Here is a 15,852-nt window from a genome sequence, read left to right as displayed (position 1 = left end):
AACGGTTCGCGGGTCGACGTGGTAGAGCGACCAGATGGCCTGCACGAACTGCGGTAACGGGGGAGACGTCCAGGGGTACACGGTCCGGTTCACGCAGGGGAGCGCCGAGCCGACGGAGATGGACCTCGTGCTCTGTCCGGCGTGCGCCGAGGAGTTCAGCGAGGAGCCCGGCATCGAACTGCGGTAGCACCGTTCCGACGCGGATTCCACAGGTTCATATCTCGGGCGCACCGTTTCTCACTCGATTACTGTGAGCGGGGAGTGCGCCACAGCGAACGAGTCGAACGCCGAACAGCAGCCGCGCGTCGTGGTGGTCTGCGGGCTGCCGGGGGCGGGGAAGACGACTGTCGCCGAACACGTCGCCGAGTTGCTCGGCGCGGAGCTACTGCGTACCGACGTCGTTCGGACCGACTTGTTCCCCGAGCCCGAGTACACTGACGCGGAACTCCGCGCGGTCTACGAGGAACTGTTCGAGCGCGCGGCCGCCGTCGTGCACCGCGGGGACAGCGTCGTCCTCGACGGCACCTTCCAGCACCGCGAGCACCGGGACAGCGTCGAGCACACCGCCGACGACCTCGGCGTGCCGGCGACGCTCGTGAAAGTCGAGTGCGAGGAGGCCGTCGTCGAGGAGCGCATCCGCCAGCGCTCGGACGACGAGAGCGACGCGGACTTCGCCATCCACCAGCAGTACCGCGAGTCCTTCGACGGCATCGAGCGCGAGCACGCCGTCGTGGACAACTCCGGCGGGCTGGCCTCGACCCGCGAGCAGGTAGAGGCGCTGTTCTGAGCCAGAAGACTTTCACGCGTTCTCGCTCGAAGCCGAATCGTGCGACGAACACTAGTAGCTGTAGCGCTCGCGGCCCTCGTGGCGACCGCGGGCTGTGCGGCGTTCGGCGGCGGCGACACCGACACCGACGCGGTACCGACCGACGACGTAGTGGAACCGAGCGACCCCGCGGCGAACGCGACGGGCGTGAACCAGTCCATCCGGCTGTCCGTCGGGGACTCCGTCGCGGGCAGCGAGTGGACCTCCCTCTCCGTGGAGTATCCGCGTGAGAACTTCACCGTCGAGAGCGCCCAGCACGAGAACGTCTCGCTGGGCGTCGACACCGACGGTGACGGCGAACTCGACGAGCAGTTCAACGAGACTCACATCAGCGGCGTCAACAACAACGCCTACTCGTTCACCGTCGAACTCGACACCGGCTACACGCTGGCGTCCGGTGACGTAGTCGTCGTCGAGTACCCGGCCGTGAACAACCCCGCCGAACCCGGCAACTACACGGTCAGCGTGACGCTCAACGACGAGCAGACGACCAACGCCACGGTCATCGTCGAGTAGCCCGCGCGCTCGCGGCAGCCTTTTTTCCGCGCGGCGCGAACCCAGGTCCGTGACCGACGAGGACTCGCCGGCCGACCCGTTGGCGTGGGAGACGACGAGCCGCAGCGTCGCCTACGAGTGCCCGGGGTTCGAAATCGCCCACGAGGACGTCCGACTGCCGGACGGCACGGAGACGGACTTCGACTACCTCGTGGACGACCCCGCGGTCGTCCTGCTGGCGTTCACGCCCGACGGCGACGTGGTGCTCGTCGAGGAGTGGCGGCAGGCTGTCGGCCGCGTCAACCGCGGGTTGCCGGCGGGCGGCGTCGAGGACGAGGACGCGAACCTCGCGGCGGCCGCCCACCGCGAACTCACGGAGGAGACCGGCTACGAGGCGGACAGCGTGGAGAAGTTCGCGGAGTTCGAGCCGACCAACGGCGTCGCTGACGCCGTCCACCACTACTTCCTCGCGGAGGGGTGTCGGCCGACCGGCGAGCAGGACTTGGACTTCAACGAGTCAATTCGCGTGACCACCCAGTCCTACGACGACCTGCTGGCGGCCGTCCGCGACGGCGAGATTCGGGACGGCCGCACCGCGCTCGGCGTGCTGAACCACGAACTCGGGTAGCCGCCGTCTTTATCGCGGCCGACCGCGACACCCCGGTATGGGCGTCATCGTCTACGAGGACCCCGAGGGCGGGGTCACCGACTGGCAGACCAGCGACTCGAATATCGGCTTCAACGACGACACCGGCCACTGGCTGGTGACCACGGAGGACGGCCGCACCGTCCGCCGCATCCCCCGCGAGCGCGTGTTCTACGTCGAGACCAGCGAGTGAGAAGAAACCCTTACGCGCGGGCGCTGGCTACCGGAGGGTAATGAGAGAGGTCTTCGAGGTGACCGCGCAGGACGGCGCGGCCCGCATCGGCGAGCTGGAGGTGCCGCGGGCGGGCGTGACCGTCGAGACGCCGACGCTGATGCCGGTCGTCAACCCGAACCTGATAACCGTCGAGCCGTCCCGCTTCCCGGAGTTCGGCGCGGAGATGCTCATCACGAACTCCTATATCATCAACAACGACCCGGACCTCCACGAGCGCGCCCGCGAGGAGGGGCTCCACGAGATGCTGGGCTTCGACGGCGCCATCATGACCGACTCCGGGAGCTTCCAGCTCGCGGAGTACGGCGAGATAGAGACGACGACCGAGGAGATTCTGCAGTTCCAGCACGACGTCGGCAGCGACATCGGGACGCCCGTGGACATCCCGACGCCGCCGGACGCCAGCCGCGAACAGGCCGAAGAGGAACTCGCGACCACGCAGGAGCGCCTCGAACTCGCTGAGACCGTGGACGTCGGCGACATGCTCGTGAACGCGCCCGTGCAGGGCGCGACGTACCCGGACCTCCGCGAAGAGGCCGCCCGGCACGCGTACAACACGGACCTCGACTTGTTCCCCGTGGGTGCGGTCGTGCCGATGATGAACCAGTACCGCTACGACGACGTCGCCGAGACCGTCTTGGCGGCGAAGCGCGGGCTCGGTCGGGACGCGCCGGTCCACCTCTTCGGCGCGGGCCATCCGATGATGTTCGCGCTCGCCGCCGCGCTGGGCTGCGACCTCCTCGACTCGGCGGCGTATGCCATCTACGCCCGCGACGACCGCTACCTCACCGTCCACGGCACCGAACACCTCGACAGCCTCCACTACTTCCCCTGCGAGTGCCCGGTCTGCACCGACCACACGCCCGACGAGGTCGAGCGCATGGGCGACGCCGCGCGCGAGGAACTGCTCGCCGAGCACAACCTCCACGTCTCCTTCGGCGAACTCCGGCGCGTCAAGCAGGCCATCAAGTCCGGGAACCTGATGGAACTCGTGGAAGCCCGCGCGCACGCTCATCCCCGCACCCTCGATGGGTTCCGCGCGCTCCTCGACCACAGCGAGCAGCTGGAGCAGACCGACCCCGCGAGCAAGGACGCCTTCTTCTACACCTCGGCGGACAGCGCGCGCCGCCCGGAGGTCGTGCGCCACCACCGCCGCCTCGAACGCCTCTCCCCGGAGGGCGACGTGCTCCTCACGGAGGGCTCGGGGAACGACCGCTTCGACGAGTGGTGGAACGTCCTCCCGCCGTTCGGCCCCTACCCGCGGTCGCTGTCTACGACGTACCCGCTGACCGCCGAGACGCCCGACCGCATGGACCGCGCGGGCTACGAGGCCGCCGCCGACGGCGTCGCCGCGCTCGCCGAAGCCAACCCCGACACGGAGTTCACGCTCGCGCACCGCGGCTGGCCGGATTCAGCGCTGGACCGCGTGCCCGCTCGCGTCGAGACTGTGGACATCTCGGCAGAAGACTAGGCGAACGCCAGCAGTTCTTCGGACAGCTGCAGGAAGATTTTCCCGTCGGTCACGACCGGACTCGGACAGTAGCCGGGTAGCGGCCGCGAACGCTTCACGGAGCCGTCTTGGAGGTCGAGTACCGAGAGTGCCGTCCGGTCGTTGGTCGTGCAGACGAACACCTCGCGGTCCACGACCGTCGGTTTCGAGAGCCCTTTCGCGCCCTCGGGTGGTTCCACGCGCCAGCGCCGGTCGCCCGAGGCGACGTCGACGGCGTGGAGCGCGTCCGGCCGCGAGTCGACGCGGTACTCGTTGACGAGCAGCGTGCCGCCGGCGGCGGCGCCGACCTCGAACCAGTACACCGTGCTCTCCTCCTTCGACTCGACCATCGCGGGGGACCTCGGGTACGTCCACAGGTGCTCGCCGGCAGCCGCGTCGAGCGCCGCGACGCGGCGTTTGTCGCTGTTCCACGTCCCGACGAACGCTCGCTCGTGTGTGACGATGGGGCCGTTTTGCACGTGGTGGTCGACGCGGTAGTCCCAGCGCGTGCTCCCGTCCGCGGGGTCGAGGGCGTACAGCGTCCCGTGTGACGTGGCGAACACGCCGTGCCGCGGGTGGAACGACCGCACGACGAGGCGCTCGTCATCCACACGCGTCGTCCACAGATTCTCTCCGGTGCGTGCGTCGTAGACGTGGAGCTTCCCGGCACTCCGATTTCCATAGTAGAGGCGCCCGGCGCCGACGGTCCAGCCGCCCCGTGGCGGGTCCGAGACGTGCCACGCGACTTCGCCGCTCTGCGCTGCCGCCAGCCCAAGCGGGGCGGTCTGAGTCCGGACGAACCGATAGTAGGCGCCGTCACCGGGCGCGAGCACGCGAGGCCGTCTCGTCGATGTCTCGGCGGTGGACTCGTGCTTCCAGTCTCGCTCGCCGTCGTGGAGCGCGAACGCGTCGAGCCGAGCGTGGCGGGCGTCGGTACTCGCGGTGTAGACGCTACCGTTCGACGCTACAGGTAGTGCACGCTCGAATACGCGTTCGAGTGACTGCCGCCACTGCTCGTCGAACTCGCCGTCCGGCGCGCTCTCGGGCGGCGGATTCCGGGTTCGCTGTGGGTCGTAGTCGGGGTACGGCCACTCGGTGTCGGCCCACGCAAGCGGTGCGGGAGCGGGAGGGGAGTCGGTTTCGAGGCGGGGGCGAGCGACGTAGCCGCCTGCGAGCCCTGCGAGGAGGCCGCCGCTGGCGGCGAGCACGTCGCGTCTGGAGGGCGAGCGCATCGCCGGTGGTTGTCGCGTCGCCGACAAGTGCTTTCCGTCGAAAGGCAAGGCAATTGGGCGCGCGGCCCCCACGACGCTGTATGACCGAGTACTTCGAAGTGCACGCGCGCGACGCCGCGGCGCGCGTGGGCGAACTCCGGCTCGCCGAGTCGGTGACGACGCCGACGCTCGCGGACGACGTCGTCGAGGACGCGGGCAGCGAGTGGGTCCAGCGGCAGGACCCGCCCGAGGGCGACGAGTCCGCGCTGACCGTACTGCCGTACCGCGGCTTCCCATCCGGGACCGCCGAAGAGGTGCAGGAGTCGTTCGCGCCCGACTACCCGGACGTGGACTTCCCGAGCGCGGCGGTCGTCTCCCCGCAGACCGCCGACGACTACGGCGCGGACGCGTACGTGCTCTCGGGCGCGCCCGGCGTCGTCGGGCACGGCGCGGCGTTCCGGGACGCCGTCGTCGACACCCGCGAGGCGATTCCAGACGACACCGCGCTGTACCTCTCCGGCGTGGCGACGCCGCGGAACGTCGCCGTGCTCGTCTACGCGGGCGTGGACCTCGTGGACGCCGACCGCGCCGTCGTCCGCGGGACGCAGGGCCGCTACCTCACCAGCGAGGGCGCCTACGACCTCGAAGACCTCGACGAACTGCCGTGCTCGTGTCCGGCGTGCCAGCAACCGGTCGCGGAGTTCGACCGCGAGGACTGCGTCGACCACAACGTGAACGCGCTGAAGGCCGAGCTCGGGCGCGTCCGCCGCCGGATTCGGGACGGCCGCCTGCGCGACTACGTGGAGGGACAGGCCCGCCACGAGGCGTGGGTGACCGCGGCGTTCCGCGAGTTCGACCAGCAGTACGGCTACCTCGAACAGCGCACGCCCGTGATGCGGGACTCGCTGTTGCTGTCGGCGACCGAGGACGCGCTCCGGCGCGTGGAGATTCAGCGCTTCGCCGAGCGCGTCACCACGCGCTACCAGAAGCGCCTCGACGGCCATCCTCTCCTGCTCGTGCCGTGTTCGGCGAAGAAGCCGTACAGCGAGAGTCAGAGCCACCGCCAGTTCCAGGACGCCGCCAGCTACCGCGCGCACGTCGTCTCGATGACCTCGCCAATCGGCGTCGTCCCGCAGGAACTGGAACTCACCTACCCCGCCCAGCACTACGACAGCGTGGTGACGGGGCGGTGGAGCGAGGAGGAGAAAGACTTCGTCGCGCGCGTCCTCAAGCGTTACATCGACCGCACGGACTACCCGCGCGTCATCGCGCACGTCCCCGAGGAGGGGTACCGCGACATCTGCGAGCGCGTCGCCGCCCAAGTGGACGTCCCCTTCGAGTTCACTGTCGAGGACCACCCGACGACCGACGAGAGCCTCGGGGAGCTGAACGCCGCGCTCGCCGGCGAGGACAAGATCTGGGTGGAGGAGCGCGAGAAGGCGACGCTGCGCGCGGTCGCGGACTACTTCCTCGGTGACGGCGCGGGCGACGCGCTGTTCGGCGACCTCACGGTGCAGGGCCGCTACCCGAAACTGCAGGCGCTGGACGGCGACGGCGAGCAGTTGGCGGCGCTGGTCCCGCAGTACGGGACGCTGTCGCTGACGCTCGCCGGCGCGCGCAAGTGGGTCGCCATCGACGCGCCCACGAAGCGCGTGGAAATCGACGCGTTCGTCCCCGAGGGCAGCGTGCTCGCGCCGGGGGTCGTGGACGCCGACGACGACATTCGCGTGGGCGACGAGGTCGTCGTCGAGGGGCCGGAGGCGTTCGCCATCGGGCGCGCGTCGATGCCCGGGCCGGCGATGGCCGACGCGACGCGCGGGATGGCCGTCGACGTGCGGCACAGCGACCCGAAGTAGCGGGCGAAAGCGCTACGGTCGTGGTGTGTGAACTCTTCTCTATGCGCGTCCGCAACGTGATGTCCACGGACGTCCTCGCCATCGACGCCGAGGAGAGCGTCCGCGACGCCGTCGGGCGGATGCTCGACCGCGAGACCGGGAGCGTCGTCGTCGAGAAGGACGGCAACCCCGCGGGGATTCTGACGAAGGTGGACGTGATGACCGCGGGCCACGAACACGACCGCCCGCTCAGCGAGATTCCCGTCTACGCGGCGGCGAGCCACCCGCTGATTACCGTCGAGCCGTCGGCGACCGTTCGCGCGGCGGCCGCGCGGATGTTCGACTACGGCGTCCACCACCTCCCGGTCGCGGACGGCCTCGACCTCGTCGGCGTCGTCACGGCGACGGACCTGCTGGAGGCCCAGGACGACCTGCTCAGGGAGGCGCACGAGACGGACGAACGCAGGACGGAGTGGGAGGACTAGTCGTCGGCGGGCGGCGCGTCAACGGGCGCGTCGGGGTTCGCCGCGCTGGCCTCGTCGGGCATCCCGAACTGGTGGTCGCCCGTGACCTCGACGCTGCCGCGGCGCACCGTCGCGTCGCCGGCGAGGTGGACGCGGACGGCCTCCACGAGCGCGTCGGCTTCGAGGGGCTGGCCGCGGTCTTTCACGTCCTCGACGGTGGCCTCCGGGGGCACGTCGAACGCGCGCTGGGTGAGAATCGGCCCCTGGTCGAGGTCCGTGGTGACGTAGTGAGCGGTGACGCCCGCGACCCGCACGCCTTCCTCGACCGCCTGCCGGTACGCCTGCGCGCCGGGGAACGCGGGCAGCAGGCTCGGGTGGATGTTGATGATGCGGCCCGCGTACCGGAAGACGACGTCCGGGCTGAGGATGCGCATGTACCGCGCGAGCACGACGAGGTCGATGTCGTACTCGTCGAGCAGGTCCAGCAGGCGCTCCTCGTCGGGCGTCCCGGAGTCGTCGCCGATGTCGTAGAACGGGACGTCGTGCTCGCGCGCGACGGATTCGAGGTCGGGGTGGTTCCCGACGACGACGCGAATCTCGGCGTCGAGGTCCTCGTCGAGGAGCGCGCGCAGGCAGTGGTCCTCTTTCGTGACGAGGACGGCGACGCCCTCGTCGCGCTCGTCGGGGAAGCGTACACGGACGTCCACGCCGAGCTCGTCGCCGATGTCGGCGAGGCGCTCGCGGAACGCCGCCCGCGTCGTCGCGTCGCCCGCGAGGTCCGCGGGCTCGGCCTCGTCCTCGGCCTCCCAGCGGTCGTCGGCGTCGTCGATGGGGGTCGTGTCCGCCAGCAGCGTCATGCGGAAGACGCCGTCGCGGACGGTCTGCTCGATGTCCTCGATGTTGACCCCGTGCTCGAACAGCAGTCCGGTGACCTCCGCGACGATTCCGGTGCGGTCGGCTCCCACGACCGTGATTTCGGTGAGGTCACTCGTCGGCGCTGCCGCCTCCGGACTGCCGTTCGGCTTCGGCATACACGCACCCAGGGCGTCGGCGGACATAAGCGGCGTCCTTCGCGCAGGAATCCGCGTAGCCGACAGTATGCACGCTCGTGTATCTTCGTGCGCTTCCAAAAGAGTCTTTGACCACGAACGCACACATAAGCGCGATGACCGCGTACACCGCGACGGTGACGGTCCGACTCAAGCACGGGGTCCTCGACCCGGAGGCCGAGACCACCCAGAAGGCCCTCAAACGACTGGGCTTCGAACTCGGGGACCTGCGCTCGGCGGACCGCTTCGAAATCGACCTGGAGGCCGCCGACAGCGACGAGGCGGCCGAACGCGCGGGCGAGATGGCCGACCGCCTGCTCGCGAACCCGACCATCCACGACTACGACGTGGCGGTCACGGAGCGCGAATGACTTCCGAAAGACGGGCCCGCTCGCTTCGCTGCGCGGGCTGCGACTTTCGACGTCACACTCGCCACCGGGGGTGGCTCGCGTGACTGTCTCCGTTATTCGCTTCGGCGGCTCGAACTGCGACCGGGACGCCGTCCGCGCGCTGGACGCGCTCGGCGTGGACGCCGAAATCGTCTGGCACGAGGACGCCCTCCCCGCGGACACCACGGGCGTCGTCCTCCCCGGCGGGTTCTCGTACGGCGACTACCTCCGCGCCGGCGCGATGGCCGCCCGCTCCCCGATTATGGACGACGTGCGCGACCTCGCGGACGACGGCGTGCCCGTCCTCGGCGTCTGCAACGGCGCCCAAATCGGCTGCGAGTCGAAGCTCACGCCCGGCGCGTTCACGACGAACGCGAGCGCGCGCTTCCAGTGCGAGCACGTCAACGTCCGCGTGGAGAACGCCGACACGCCGTTCACGGCCGCCTACGACGAGGGCGACGTGCTCACGCTCCCCATCGCGCACGGCGAGGGCCGCTTCGAAATCGACGACCAGCGCTACGACGACCTCGTCAGCGAGGACCGCGTGCTGTTCCGCTACTGCGACGAGGACGGCGAGATGTCCGAGGAAGCGAACCCGAACGGCTCCACGGGCGCGGTCGCGGGCGTGCTCGGCGAGCGCGACTCCGTTGCGGTGCTGATGCCCCACCCCGAGCGCGCGACGCTCCCCGAACTCGGGCTGACGGACGGGCAGGGCGTCCTCGAAGCGTTCGCGTAGAAACAGCTACTCGGCCAGCGGGAGGTTGTAGCTCGTCTCGCGCTCGATTACCGCCTCCCACGTCGCCTCGCACTCGCAGGACACCTCGGAGAAGACGGAGGGGTCCTGCCGGAGGTCGAAGTCCTTGATGGCCTCCTGCACGAGGTCGTCGCACTCGCCGCAGTTGTGCGGGCCGCGGTCGCTGCCGTGGCCGACGGGGTCCGAGACGACGATAGCGTCGGCGTCCGCGGTGGATTCGAGTACCTCAGCGACCGACCAGAGCCACGGCGGCCGGTAGCCCCCCCGGAAGTGCAGCTGGTCGACCATCGTGTACCGCTGGACGTTCGTCGGATTCATCGACACCGTGTGACAGCCCTCGACCTCGGCGCACTCGCGGACGGACTTCTTCATGTCCTCGACGGCTTCGGACTCCGAGAGGAACGGCGGCTTCATCAGGAGGTACGCCTTCACACCGGCGTCGGCCTCGCGGGCCTCCGCGCACGCGTCCTCGAAGTCGCTGAAGTCGAAGTACTTGTTTACGCAGTCGTGGCGCACGCGGTCCGTCGCGGTCTCCAGGCCGATTGCGACGTCCGTCTCCAGCCCGACCTCGGTGAAGTCCTCGATTTTCGGCTGGTCCACGAAGTCCGGCAGGCTCTCGACGACGATGCGCTCGCGGTCCGCGAACGTCTCGGCGATGGCCTGCCGCGTCTCGGCGGGCACCTCGCGCTCGTCGAGGAACGACCCGCTCGTGTAGATTTTAATCAGGCCGCTGGCCTCGTCGGCCTCCTCCTGTTCGTGTTCGAGGCAGGCGTCTATCTGGGCCATCAGGTCCTCGTGGGCGACCGACCCGCCCTCCACGGACTCGGCGACGTACCCGCACATCGTACAGCCGCCGGCGCGCGCCCACCGACACCCGCCGGTGTTGAGGATGATGGTGAGGCTCTGGTAGACGCCGTCCGGCGTGTTGTCCTCGTCCAGCCAGACGCGGGTGGGCTCGTCGGGGGCGTAGTCTTTCGCGCCCTTCTCGTCGCGCAGCTCCCGCATCACCTGATTGTGGGCGTCCATCCCCCGCCCCTGCTCGTAGACCTCCGCGCTCGGCTCGCTCATGGCTAGTTGGTGTCGTCGCGGGCGTAAAGCGGCTTCGTCTGGTCGTGCTCCCGCACGTCGAGAACAGGCTGTCTTGCCGTCGAATCGCTGGGTTCCGAGAATCAGTGCGCGAGGCGACGGCACCACGACAGCAGCCCGGCGAGCCCCGCCGCGCGCTGCTCGTCGTCGTCTTCGCCGCTGTCGGGAACCGAGACGCCGATTCGCGAGCTGTGCCCGACCGTCGCGTCGATGACGCCGGCACGTTTCAGCATGCCCGTTACTCGCGGCTCCGCGTTGATGTACTTCGTGGTAGCGGCGGCCGCCAGCGCGGTCAAGTCGCGACCCACCAGCCGACCGCGCCGGCCGACGCGCCCAGAAGGTTCGCGGCCGCGTCGAGGACGCTCGCGGTCCGCCCGACCGTCGGCTGCACGACTTCGATGCCGACGCCGAGCAGCGCCGCAGCCAGCACCACCGAGACGAGCGCGCGCCCTGTCTCGGCTCGCCGCGCGCCCGAAAGCGAGACCGCGATGGTCGCGTAGCCGACCGCGTGCAGGAGCTTGTCCGCGCCCGCGGGCAGCCCGCCGCCCGTCGAACCGGGCGCCAGCGACCCCGCGAGCACGGCGGCTATCGAGAGGACGGCGAGGACGCGCCAGCGTCGCGGCGTCACGCCTCGAAGGCGTCGAGGGCGTCGGCCAGCGGCGGCGCGTCGAACCACTCGTGGTCCGTGTAGCGGTTCGCGCCCGCGGCGTACATGTCCGCGGTCGCCTGCACGAGTTCCGGGGGGAGCGGGTCCGGGGACGCCTCGCAGAGTTCGCGCCAGTCCGCGACGCCGCGCTCGTCGGCTTCTGCTTTGGCGTCGCCGACGGCCTCGACCCACTCGGGGTCGGTGCGCTTGTAGTACTGCCGGACGACCTCCTTCGACACTTCCCGGCCCTCGTACGCGAAGCGGTTCTCGTCGAACGTCCCCGCGACGTCCGCGACCCGAACCTCGCCGTCCACGTACAGGCACTCGATTTTCCCGTCCTCGTGCGTGAAGCCGGCGTCCTCGGCGCGCTCGGTGACGACCTCGTTCACGCGGCGCGCGAGCGATTCCAGTTCCTCGATGCTCGCCTCGCCCGCGATGGCGTCGGCCTCCTCGCGAGAGAGGTAGCGGTCCTGCTCCTCGTACTTCGTGGAGAACTCCACGACCGGCTCGGGGAGGTTGAGTGGCTCGTCGGGCCACTCGTCGCAGTCGAGGTCGAACTCCGCCGGGTCGCGGCGCTTCCGCAGGCTCGACCCCACGGGGACGCTGTTCCGGAAGACGACTTCGAGGGGGACGAGGTAGTTGCCGTCCGCGGCGGCGTGGTACGCGCCGTAGTCGTAGCCGCCGTAGATGGCGTCGTCGTCGCCGGCGTCGTGCCCCTCGAAGGGGAGGTCCGGGACCTGCGTGAGCGCGATGACCATCTCCGTCGGCGGCTCGTCGGCGTCCGCCAGCGCGACGGTCTCGCCGTCGCTGTTCCGGACGCCTTCGTAGTGCGTCGGGACGCCCTCGGTTTCGAGGAGTTCAAAGTTGAACGCGCCCATCGTGCAGAGGCTCGCTCCCTTCCCGGGAATCAGGTCGGGCATCTCCCCCCAGTCGAACACGGAGTAGCGGTCGCTGAACTCGAAGACGCCCCGGCCGAGCGCGTCCCGGGTCGCCGCCGCCTCGACGCGGAGGGTCTTGACGCTCGTCATGGCTGTACGCCCGGCGCCGACCACCATCAATCTTTCACTCTCGTGCCCACAAACCTCGAACTTCTCGCGGAGTTGTTCACGTTCGCGCATCCATCCGAAGGGGTGGCCGCTGTGGCAGGCTTTTTGGCGGTGGGCGCGCTGGAATCGAACATGTCCGACGCCGCCGGCGAGTTCGACTTCGACGTGGTCCCCGAGACCGACCAGTCGTTCGAGAACGCGCTGGCGAACGCCCGCGACGGCCGCCGGCTCTCTGTCGCGGACGGCATCGAACTCATCACCACCGGCACCGACACGGAAGGCATCGACCCGCGGCGGAAGGAACTCGTCCTCGAAGCCGCCGACCGCCGCCGCGCCGAGGTCGTGGGTGAGGAGGTGACGTTCGTCGCGAACGTCAACAACAACGTCACCACGGCCTGCAACACGGGCTGCCTGTTCTGCAACTTCAAGGACACCGCCCACAACTTCGAGGCCGACGAACCGGACGACCACGCCGGCTTCACGAAGACGCCGGAGGAGTCGCACGAGGTCGTGAAAGACGCCGTCGAGCGCGGCGTCTACGAGGTCACCTCCGTCTCCGGCCTCCACCCCGCGTTCGGGCTGAACGACGACCACCGCGAGGCGCTCGACCCCGAGAATCCGGAGCACAACTACAAGCCGCCCGAGCGCTACACCACCGACCCCCACACGTACGTCGAGCAAATCGCGGCGATGAGCGACGCCGGCGCGCACGTCCACTCGATGACCCCCGAGGAAGCCCACCACGCCCAACGCGGCGTCGAGTGGGACTACCGCCACGTCTACAGCGAACTCGCCGACGCCGGCCTCGACACCGTTCCGGGGACGGCCGCCGAAATCCTCGTGGACGAGGTCCGCGAGGTCATCTGCCCGGGGAAAATCGACACCGGGGAGTGGGTCGCCGCGATGGAGGCCGCCGCGGACGTCGGCCTCCCGATGACCTCCACGATGATGTACGGCCACGTCGAGAACGAGGCCCACCGCGTCCGCCACCTCGACGTGATTCGGGACCTCCAGGACCGCACCGGCAACATCACCGAGTTCGTCCCGCTATCATTCGTCCACCAGGAGACGCCCCTCTACGACCGGGGCGTCGTCGAGACCGGCGCCAGCGACGCCGAGGACGAACTGCTGGTCGCCGTCGCGCGCCTCTACTTGGACAACGTCGAGCACATCCAGTCGTCGTGGGTAAAGTTCGGGAACGCGAAGGGGCTGAAACTCCTGAACTGCGGCGCCGACGACTTCATGGGCACCATCCTCAGCGAGGAGATTACGAAGCGCGCGGGCGGCCAGCACGGCGAGTTCCGTTCGGTCGCCGACTACGCCGACATGATATCCGCCATCGGCCGCACGCCCGTCGAGCGCTCCACGGACTACACCGAGCGCCGCATCCTCGACCCAGACGCCGACAAGCACGGCCCCAAGCTCGGCCCGCAGGCGGACGGCACGCCACTGGTTCCCGACCGCGACGCCGACGGCTCGCGCGGCGCCGCGAGCGCCGACGACTGATGGGAGGGGGTGGTCAGCCATGATGGCCACGACCCACGCTGCGATGGGCGTCCTGCTCGCGACGCCGCTGTTCTGGGTCGCGCCCGAACTCGCAGCGCCGGCCGCGCTCGCCGCGATGGCCGGCGGCGTCTTCCCGGACCTCGACTTGGGCGTGCTCGAACACCGCAAGACCCTGCACTACCCCGAACACTACTGGCCGCTGGCCGCCGTCGCGTTCGGCGTCGCCGTCGGTTCGCCGTCCCCGCTCACGGTCGGCGCCGCGTTCTTCCTGCTGTCGGCGGCCGTCCACTCCGTCACGGACGCGCTCGGCGGCGGGCTCGGCGCGCGACCGTGGGCGAACGACGACCAGCGCGGCGTCTACTCGCACACCCGCGGTCAGTGGATTCGCCCGCGGCGCTGGATTCGCTACGACGGCGCGCCCGAGGACCTGCTCGCGGTCGTCGTGCTCTCGATGCCGGCGCTCGCGCTGTACGACGGGCTCGTGCGCCGGCTCACGCTCGCGATGCTGGCGGTGTCGGTCGTCTACACGGTGGTTCGGAAGCGCCTCCCCGAGTTCGACCCGACCTGACTACGGTCGCGGTGCCGCGCCGTCCAGCACCGCCTGATACCGCTCGCCGGACTCGATGGCGCGCCCGACGCGCTCGCTCACCCACTCGTTCTCGACGCCGGCGTCGGGGAGGAAGCGCTCGTAGACCGGGAGCCGTTCGCGCAGCGGGACGCCGCCGTGGTCCGCGATGTCCTCCAGTTCCCGGAGCGCGGGCCACGCGTAGTCGGGGTTGATGTGGTCTTTCGTCACCGGGGAGACGCCGCCCAAGTCCTCGACGCCGCAGTCCAGCAGCGCGCGGGCGTCCGCCAGGTTCGGCGGCACCTGCACTGCCACCTCGTCGGGCAGCACCGCGCGCGCCATCGCCACCGCGCGCCGCATCGTCTCGCGGTCGGGCGGGTCCTCGGTCCAGCGCTCGTTCGGGCTGACGGGCTGGACGATGACCTCCTGGACGTGGCCGTGGCGCTCGTGGAGGTCCCGAATCGCGAGCAGGCTGTCCGCGCGGTCCGCCCAGTCCTCGCCGACGCCCACGAGGATGCCCGTCGTGAACGGGACGCCGAGGTCGCCCGCCACCTCGATGGTGTGGAGGCGCTGGCCGGGGTTCTTCGCGCGCGGGCCGCCGTGGGCCTGCACGTCCGCCGTCGTCTCCAGCATCACGCCCATCGACGCGTTCACGTCCGCCACGTGGGCCATCTGCTCGCGCGTCTGGTCGCCCGGGTTCGCGTGCGGCAGCAGTCCCTCTTCGAGGGCGATTTCGCAGGCGCGCCGGAGGTAATCGTGGATGGAGTCGAACCCCCACTCGTCCAGTTGGTCGTGGACTTCGGTGTAGCGGTCGTCGGGGTCGTCGCCGAACGTGAACAGCGCCTCCGTGCAGCCCGCCGCCGCGCCCCGCTGGCACGTCTCCCGGACGGCCTCGGGGCTCATCAGCTCCGCTTCGCCGGGCGGATCGTAGTACGTGCAGTACGTGCACGTGTACCGGCACGCGGTCGTCAGCGGCACGAAGACGTTCCGCGCGAACGTCAGCTCCTCGGCGGGCTCGACATCGCCGGGGCGGACGTCGAGGGCGGCCTCCCGGTCGGCGTCCCGAATCTCGACGTCGACGCCGTACTCGTCGGCGCCGGGAATCGAACTCACGGCCGGGCCTCCTCCTCGACGTCCGACTCGGGGTCGCGGCCGCCGTACGCGTCGAGGTTCCGCGCGACGAACGTCGCGTACCCCGAGAGCGCCGCGCCCGACACCACGACCAGTTCCGCGAGGCTGTCCGCGCTCGCCGAGAGGAGCAGTTGGCTGCCCGCGTAGCCGACGACGCCGCCGACGACCGCCGCCAGCAGCGCGTCCGCGGTGAGTCGAGTCGCGGGCCGCTCGCGGAGCGCGACCGTCCGGCCGTGGCTCCCCAGCGGCGTGTACGCGTCCGCGAGCGCGAGCACCGGCGGTAGCACGGCGCCGACGGCCGTCGGCGACGCCGCCCACGACGGCACGCCGAGTTCGGCCAGCACCGCCAGCACGCCCTGGAACAGCGCCGCCGCCAGCACCGCCAGCCCGAGCAGCGCCGCGACCGCTCGCGCCAGTCGTAACGGCTGCATACCCGTGCAGTCGGCTGGCCGTCGTTTAGCAGTATTGGTTCCCCAGCCGGC

Annotated in this window: 20 protein-coding genes; 12 read left to right on the top strand and 8 right to left on the bottom strand. The window is 70.2% G+C overall.

Going from position 1 to position 15,852, the window contains the following annotated elements; translation table 11 throughout:
* The first annotated feature begins 34 nt into the window (after positions 1–34).
* The 6 genes from HHUB_RS16655 (at position 35) to tgtA (ending at position 3,670) form a co-directional block, all read left to right on the top strand.
* Positions 35–187 carry a hypothetical protein gene (locus HHUB_RS16655; RefSeq protein WP_157533997.1) on the top strand — a complete coding sequence of 51 codons (153 nt, stop codon included), beginning with the start codon at positions 35–37 and terminating at the stop codon, positions 185–187.
* Between the two features lie 63 nt (positions 188–250).
* Positions 251–787, top strand: coding sequence for an AAA family ATPase (locus HHUB_RS10905; RefSeq protein WP_059057636.1), 537 nt, complete (start codon positions 251–253; stop codon positions 785–787).
* A 39-nt stretch (positions 788–826) separates the two neighbouring features.
* Positions 827–1,342 carry a hypothetical protein gene (locus HHUB_RS10900; protein ID WP_059057635.1) on the top strand — a complete coding sequence of 172 codons (516 nt, stop codon included), beginning with the start codon at positions 827–829 and terminating at the stop codon, positions 1,340–1,342.
* 49 nt (positions 1,343–1,391) lie between these two features.
* Positions 1,392–1,949: an NUDIX hydrolase gene (locus HHUB_RS10895; RefSeq protein WP_059057634.1), complete on the top strand. Its 558-nt coding sequence runs from the start codon at positions 1,392–1,394 to the stop codon at positions 1,947–1,949.
* Between the two features lie 37 nt (positions 1,950–1,986).
* Positions 1,987–2,160 carry a hypothetical protein gene (locus HHUB_RS17110; protein WP_169793411.1) on the top strand — a complete coding sequence of 58 codons (174 nt, stop codon included), beginning with the start codon at positions 1,987–1,989 and terminating at the stop codon, positions 2,158–2,160.
* 40 nt (positions 2,161–2,200) lie between these two features.
* Positions 2,201–3,670 carry a tRNA guanosine(15) transglycosylase TgtA gene (gene tgtA / locus HHUB_RS10890; protein ID WP_059057633.1) on the top strand — a complete coding sequence of 490 codons (1,470 nt, stop codon included), beginning with the start codon at positions 2,201–2,203 and terminating at the stop codon, positions 3,668–3,670.
* Here the strand turns inward: tgtA and HHUB_RS10885 are convergent.
* Complete coding sequence (locus HHUB_RS10885; RefSeq protein WP_059057632.1) at positions 3,667–4,920, bottom strand: outer membrane protein assembly factor BamB family protein; 1,254 nt, start codon at positions 4,918–4,920, stop codon at positions 3,667–3,669. The genes tgtA and HHUB_RS10885 overlap by 4 nt on opposite strands.
* 80 nt (positions 4,921–5,000) lie before the next feature.
* Between HHUB_RS10885 and arcS the strand changes: the two genes are divergently transcribed.
* A complete protein-coding gene (gene arcS, locus HHUB_RS10880; protein WP_059057631.1) occupies positions 5,001–6,755 on the top strand; it encodes an archaeosine synthase subunit alpha in 1,755 nt (584 codons plus the stop codon).
* Between the two features lie 41 nt (positions 6,756–6,796).
* Positions 6,797–7,219: a CBS domain-containing protein gene (locus HHUB_RS10875; protein ID WP_059057630.1), complete on the top strand. Its 423-nt coding sequence runs from the start codon at positions 6,797–6,799 to the stop codon at positions 7,217–7,219.
* On the opposite strand, the gene HHUB_RS10870 is transcribed toward HHUB_RS10875, so the two are convergent.
* Entirely contained in the window at positions 7,216–8,229 is a 1,014-nt protein-coding gene (locus HHUB_RS10870; RefSeq protein WP_059057629.1) for a formyltetrahydrofolate deformylase, read from the bottom strand. The genes HHUB_RS10875 and HHUB_RS10870 overlap by 4 nt on opposite strands.
* Positions 8,230–8,363: 134 nt before the next feature.
* Here HHUB_RS10870 and purS point away from each other — a divergent pair, with 134 nt between their 5' ends.
* Positions 8,364–8,618, top strand: coding sequence for a phosphoribosylformylglycinamidine synthase subunit PurS (purS, locus tag HHUB_RS10865; protein WP_059057628.1), 255 nt, complete (start codon positions 8,364–8,366; stop codon positions 8,616–8,618).
* Between the two features lie 79 nt (positions 8,619–8,697).
* On the top strand, positions 8,698–9,372 hold the full coding sequence (gene purQ / locus HHUB_RS10860) for a phosphoribosylformylglycinamidine synthase I (RefSeq protein ID WP_059058292.1): 675 nt from the start codon (positions 8,698–8,700) through the stop codon (positions 9,370–9,372).
* Between the two features lie 6 nt (positions 9,373–9,378).
* On the opposite strand, the gene HHUB_RS10855 is transcribed toward purQ, so the two are convergent.
* The 4 genes from HHUB_RS10855 to HHUB_RS10840 all read right to left on the bottom strand — a co-directional run bounded on the left by HHUB_RS10855 (position 9,379) and on the right by HHUB_RS10840 (position 12,150).
* Positions 9,379–10,458, bottom strand: coding sequence for an archaeosine biosynthesis radical SAM protein RaSEA (locus HHUB_RS10855; RefSeq protein WP_059057627.1), 1,080 nt, complete (start codon positions 10,456–10,458; stop codon positions 9,379–9,381).
* 101 nt (positions 10,459–10,559) lie between these two features.
* Positions 10,560–10,784, bottom strand: coding sequence for a hypothetical protein (locus tag HHUB_RS10850; RefSeq protein ID WP_059057626.1), 225 nt, complete (start codon positions 10,782–10,784; stop codon positions 10,560–10,562).
* Complete coding sequence (locus HHUB_RS10845; protein ID WP_059057625.1) at positions 10,769–11,104, bottom strand: VanZ family protein; 336 nt, start codon at positions 11,102–11,104, stop codon at positions 10,769–10,771. Before HHUB_RS10845 ends, HHUB_RS10850 begins: the two co-directional genes overlap by 16 nt.
* Complete coding sequence (locus HHUB_RS10840) at positions 11,101–12,150, bottom strand: phosphoribosylaminoimidazolesuccinocarboxamide synthase (protein WP_059057624.1); 1,050 nt, start codon at positions 12,148–12,150, stop codon at positions 11,101–11,103. Before HHUB_RS10840 ends, HHUB_RS10845 begins: the two co-directional genes overlap by 4 nt.
* Positions 12,151–12,300: 150 nt before the next feature.
* On the opposite strand from HHUB_RS10840, the gene cofH reads away from it, so the two are divergent.
* Together cofH and HHUB_RS10830 are read left to right on the top strand one after the other, a co-directional pair.
* On the top strand, positions 12,301–13,674 hold the full coding sequence (gene cofH / locus HHUB_RS10835; RefSeq protein ID WP_059057623.1) for a 7,8-didemethyl-8-hydroxy-5-deazariboflavin synthase subunit CofH: 1,374 nt from the start codon (positions 12,301–12,303) through the stop codon (positions 13,672–13,674).
* A gap of 19 nt (positions 13,675–13,693) precedes the next feature.
* A complete protein-coding gene (locus tag HHUB_RS10830) occupies positions 13,694–14,242 on the top strand; it encodes a hypothetical protein (RefSeq protein WP_059057622.1) in 549 nt (182 codons plus the stop codon).
* Here HHUB_RS10830 and cofG read toward each other — a convergent pair whose 3' ends face one another.
* Both cofG and HHUB_RS10820 read right to left on the bottom strand, forming a co-directional pair.
* Positions 14,243–15,352, bottom strand: a complete 1,110-nt coding sequence (gene cofG / locus HHUB_RS10825; RefSeq protein ID WP_082687233.1) for a 7,8-didemethyl-8-hydroxy-5-deazariboflavin synthase subunit CofG — start codon at positions 15,350–15,352, stop codon at positions 14,243–14,245.
* A complete protein-coding gene (locus HHUB_RS10820) occupies positions 15,349–15,801 on the bottom strand; it encodes a hypothetical protein (RefSeq protein WP_059057621.1) in 453 nt (150 codons plus the stop codon). Before HHUB_RS10820 ends, cofG begins: the two co-directional genes overlap by 4 nt.
* Positions 15,802–15,852: the final 51 nt, after the last annotated feature.

The organism is Halobacterium hubeiense, from assembly GCF_001488575.1.
In the GTDB taxonomy this organism is placed as follows: Archaea; Halobacteriota; Halobacteria; order Halobacteriales; family Halobacteriaceae; genus Halobacterium; species Halobacterium hubeiense.
Note: the sequence above shows the minus strand (reverse complement) of the source record. Positions and strands in the feature narration are given on the sequence as shown.

Coding starts and splice junctions, on each gene's coding strand:
- HHUB_RS16655 (WP_157533997.1), top strand. CDS start 35: ATGGCCTGCACGAACTGCGGTAACGGGGGAGACGTCCAGGGGTACACG.
- HHUB_RS17110 (WP_169793411.1), top strand. CDS start 1,987: ATGGGCGTCATCGTCTACGAGGACCCCGAGGGCGGGGTCACCGACTGG.
- tgtA (WP_059057633.1), top strand. CDS start 2,201: ATGAGAGAGGTCTTCGAGGTGACCGCGCAGGACGGCGCGGCCCGCATC.
- HHUB_RS10885 (WP_059057632.1), bottom strand. CDS start 4,920: ATGCGCTCGCCCTCCAGACGCGACGTGCTCGCCGCCAGCGGCGGCCTC.
- arcS (WP_059057631.1), top strand. CDS start 5,001: ATGACCGAGTACTTCGAAGTGCACGCGCGCGACGCCGCGGCGCGCGTG.
- HHUB_RS10875 (WP_059057630.1), top strand. CDS start 6,797: ATGCGCGTCCGCAACGTGATGTCCACGGACGTCCTCGCCATCGACGCC.
- HHUB_RS10870 (WP_059057629.1), bottom strand. CDS start 8,229: ATGCCGAAGCCGAACGGCAGTCCGGAGGCGGCAGCGCCGACGAGTGAC.
- purS (WP_059057628.1), top strand. CDS start 8,364: ATGACCGCGTACACCGCGACGGTGACGGTCCGACTCAAGCACGGGGTC.
- HHUB_RS10855 (WP_059057627.1), bottom strand. CDS start 10,458: ATGAGCGAGCCGAGCGCGGAGGTCTACGAGCAGGGGCGGGGGATGGAC.
- HHUB_RS10840 (WP_059057624.1), bottom strand. CDS start 12,150: ATGACGAGCGTCAAGACCCTCCGCGTCGAGGCGGCGGCGACCCGGGAC.
- cofH (WP_059057623.1), top strand. CDS start 12,301: ATGTCCGACGCCGCCGGCGAGTTCGACTTCGACGTGGTCCCCGAGACC.
- HHUB_RS10830 (WP_059057622.1), top strand. CDS start 13,694: ATGATGGCCACGACCCACGCTGCGATGGGCGTCCTGCTCGCGACGCCG.
- HHUB_RS10820 (WP_059057621.1), bottom strand. CDS start 15,801: ATGCAGCCGTTACGACTGGCGCGAGCGGTCGCGGCGCTGCTCGGGCTG.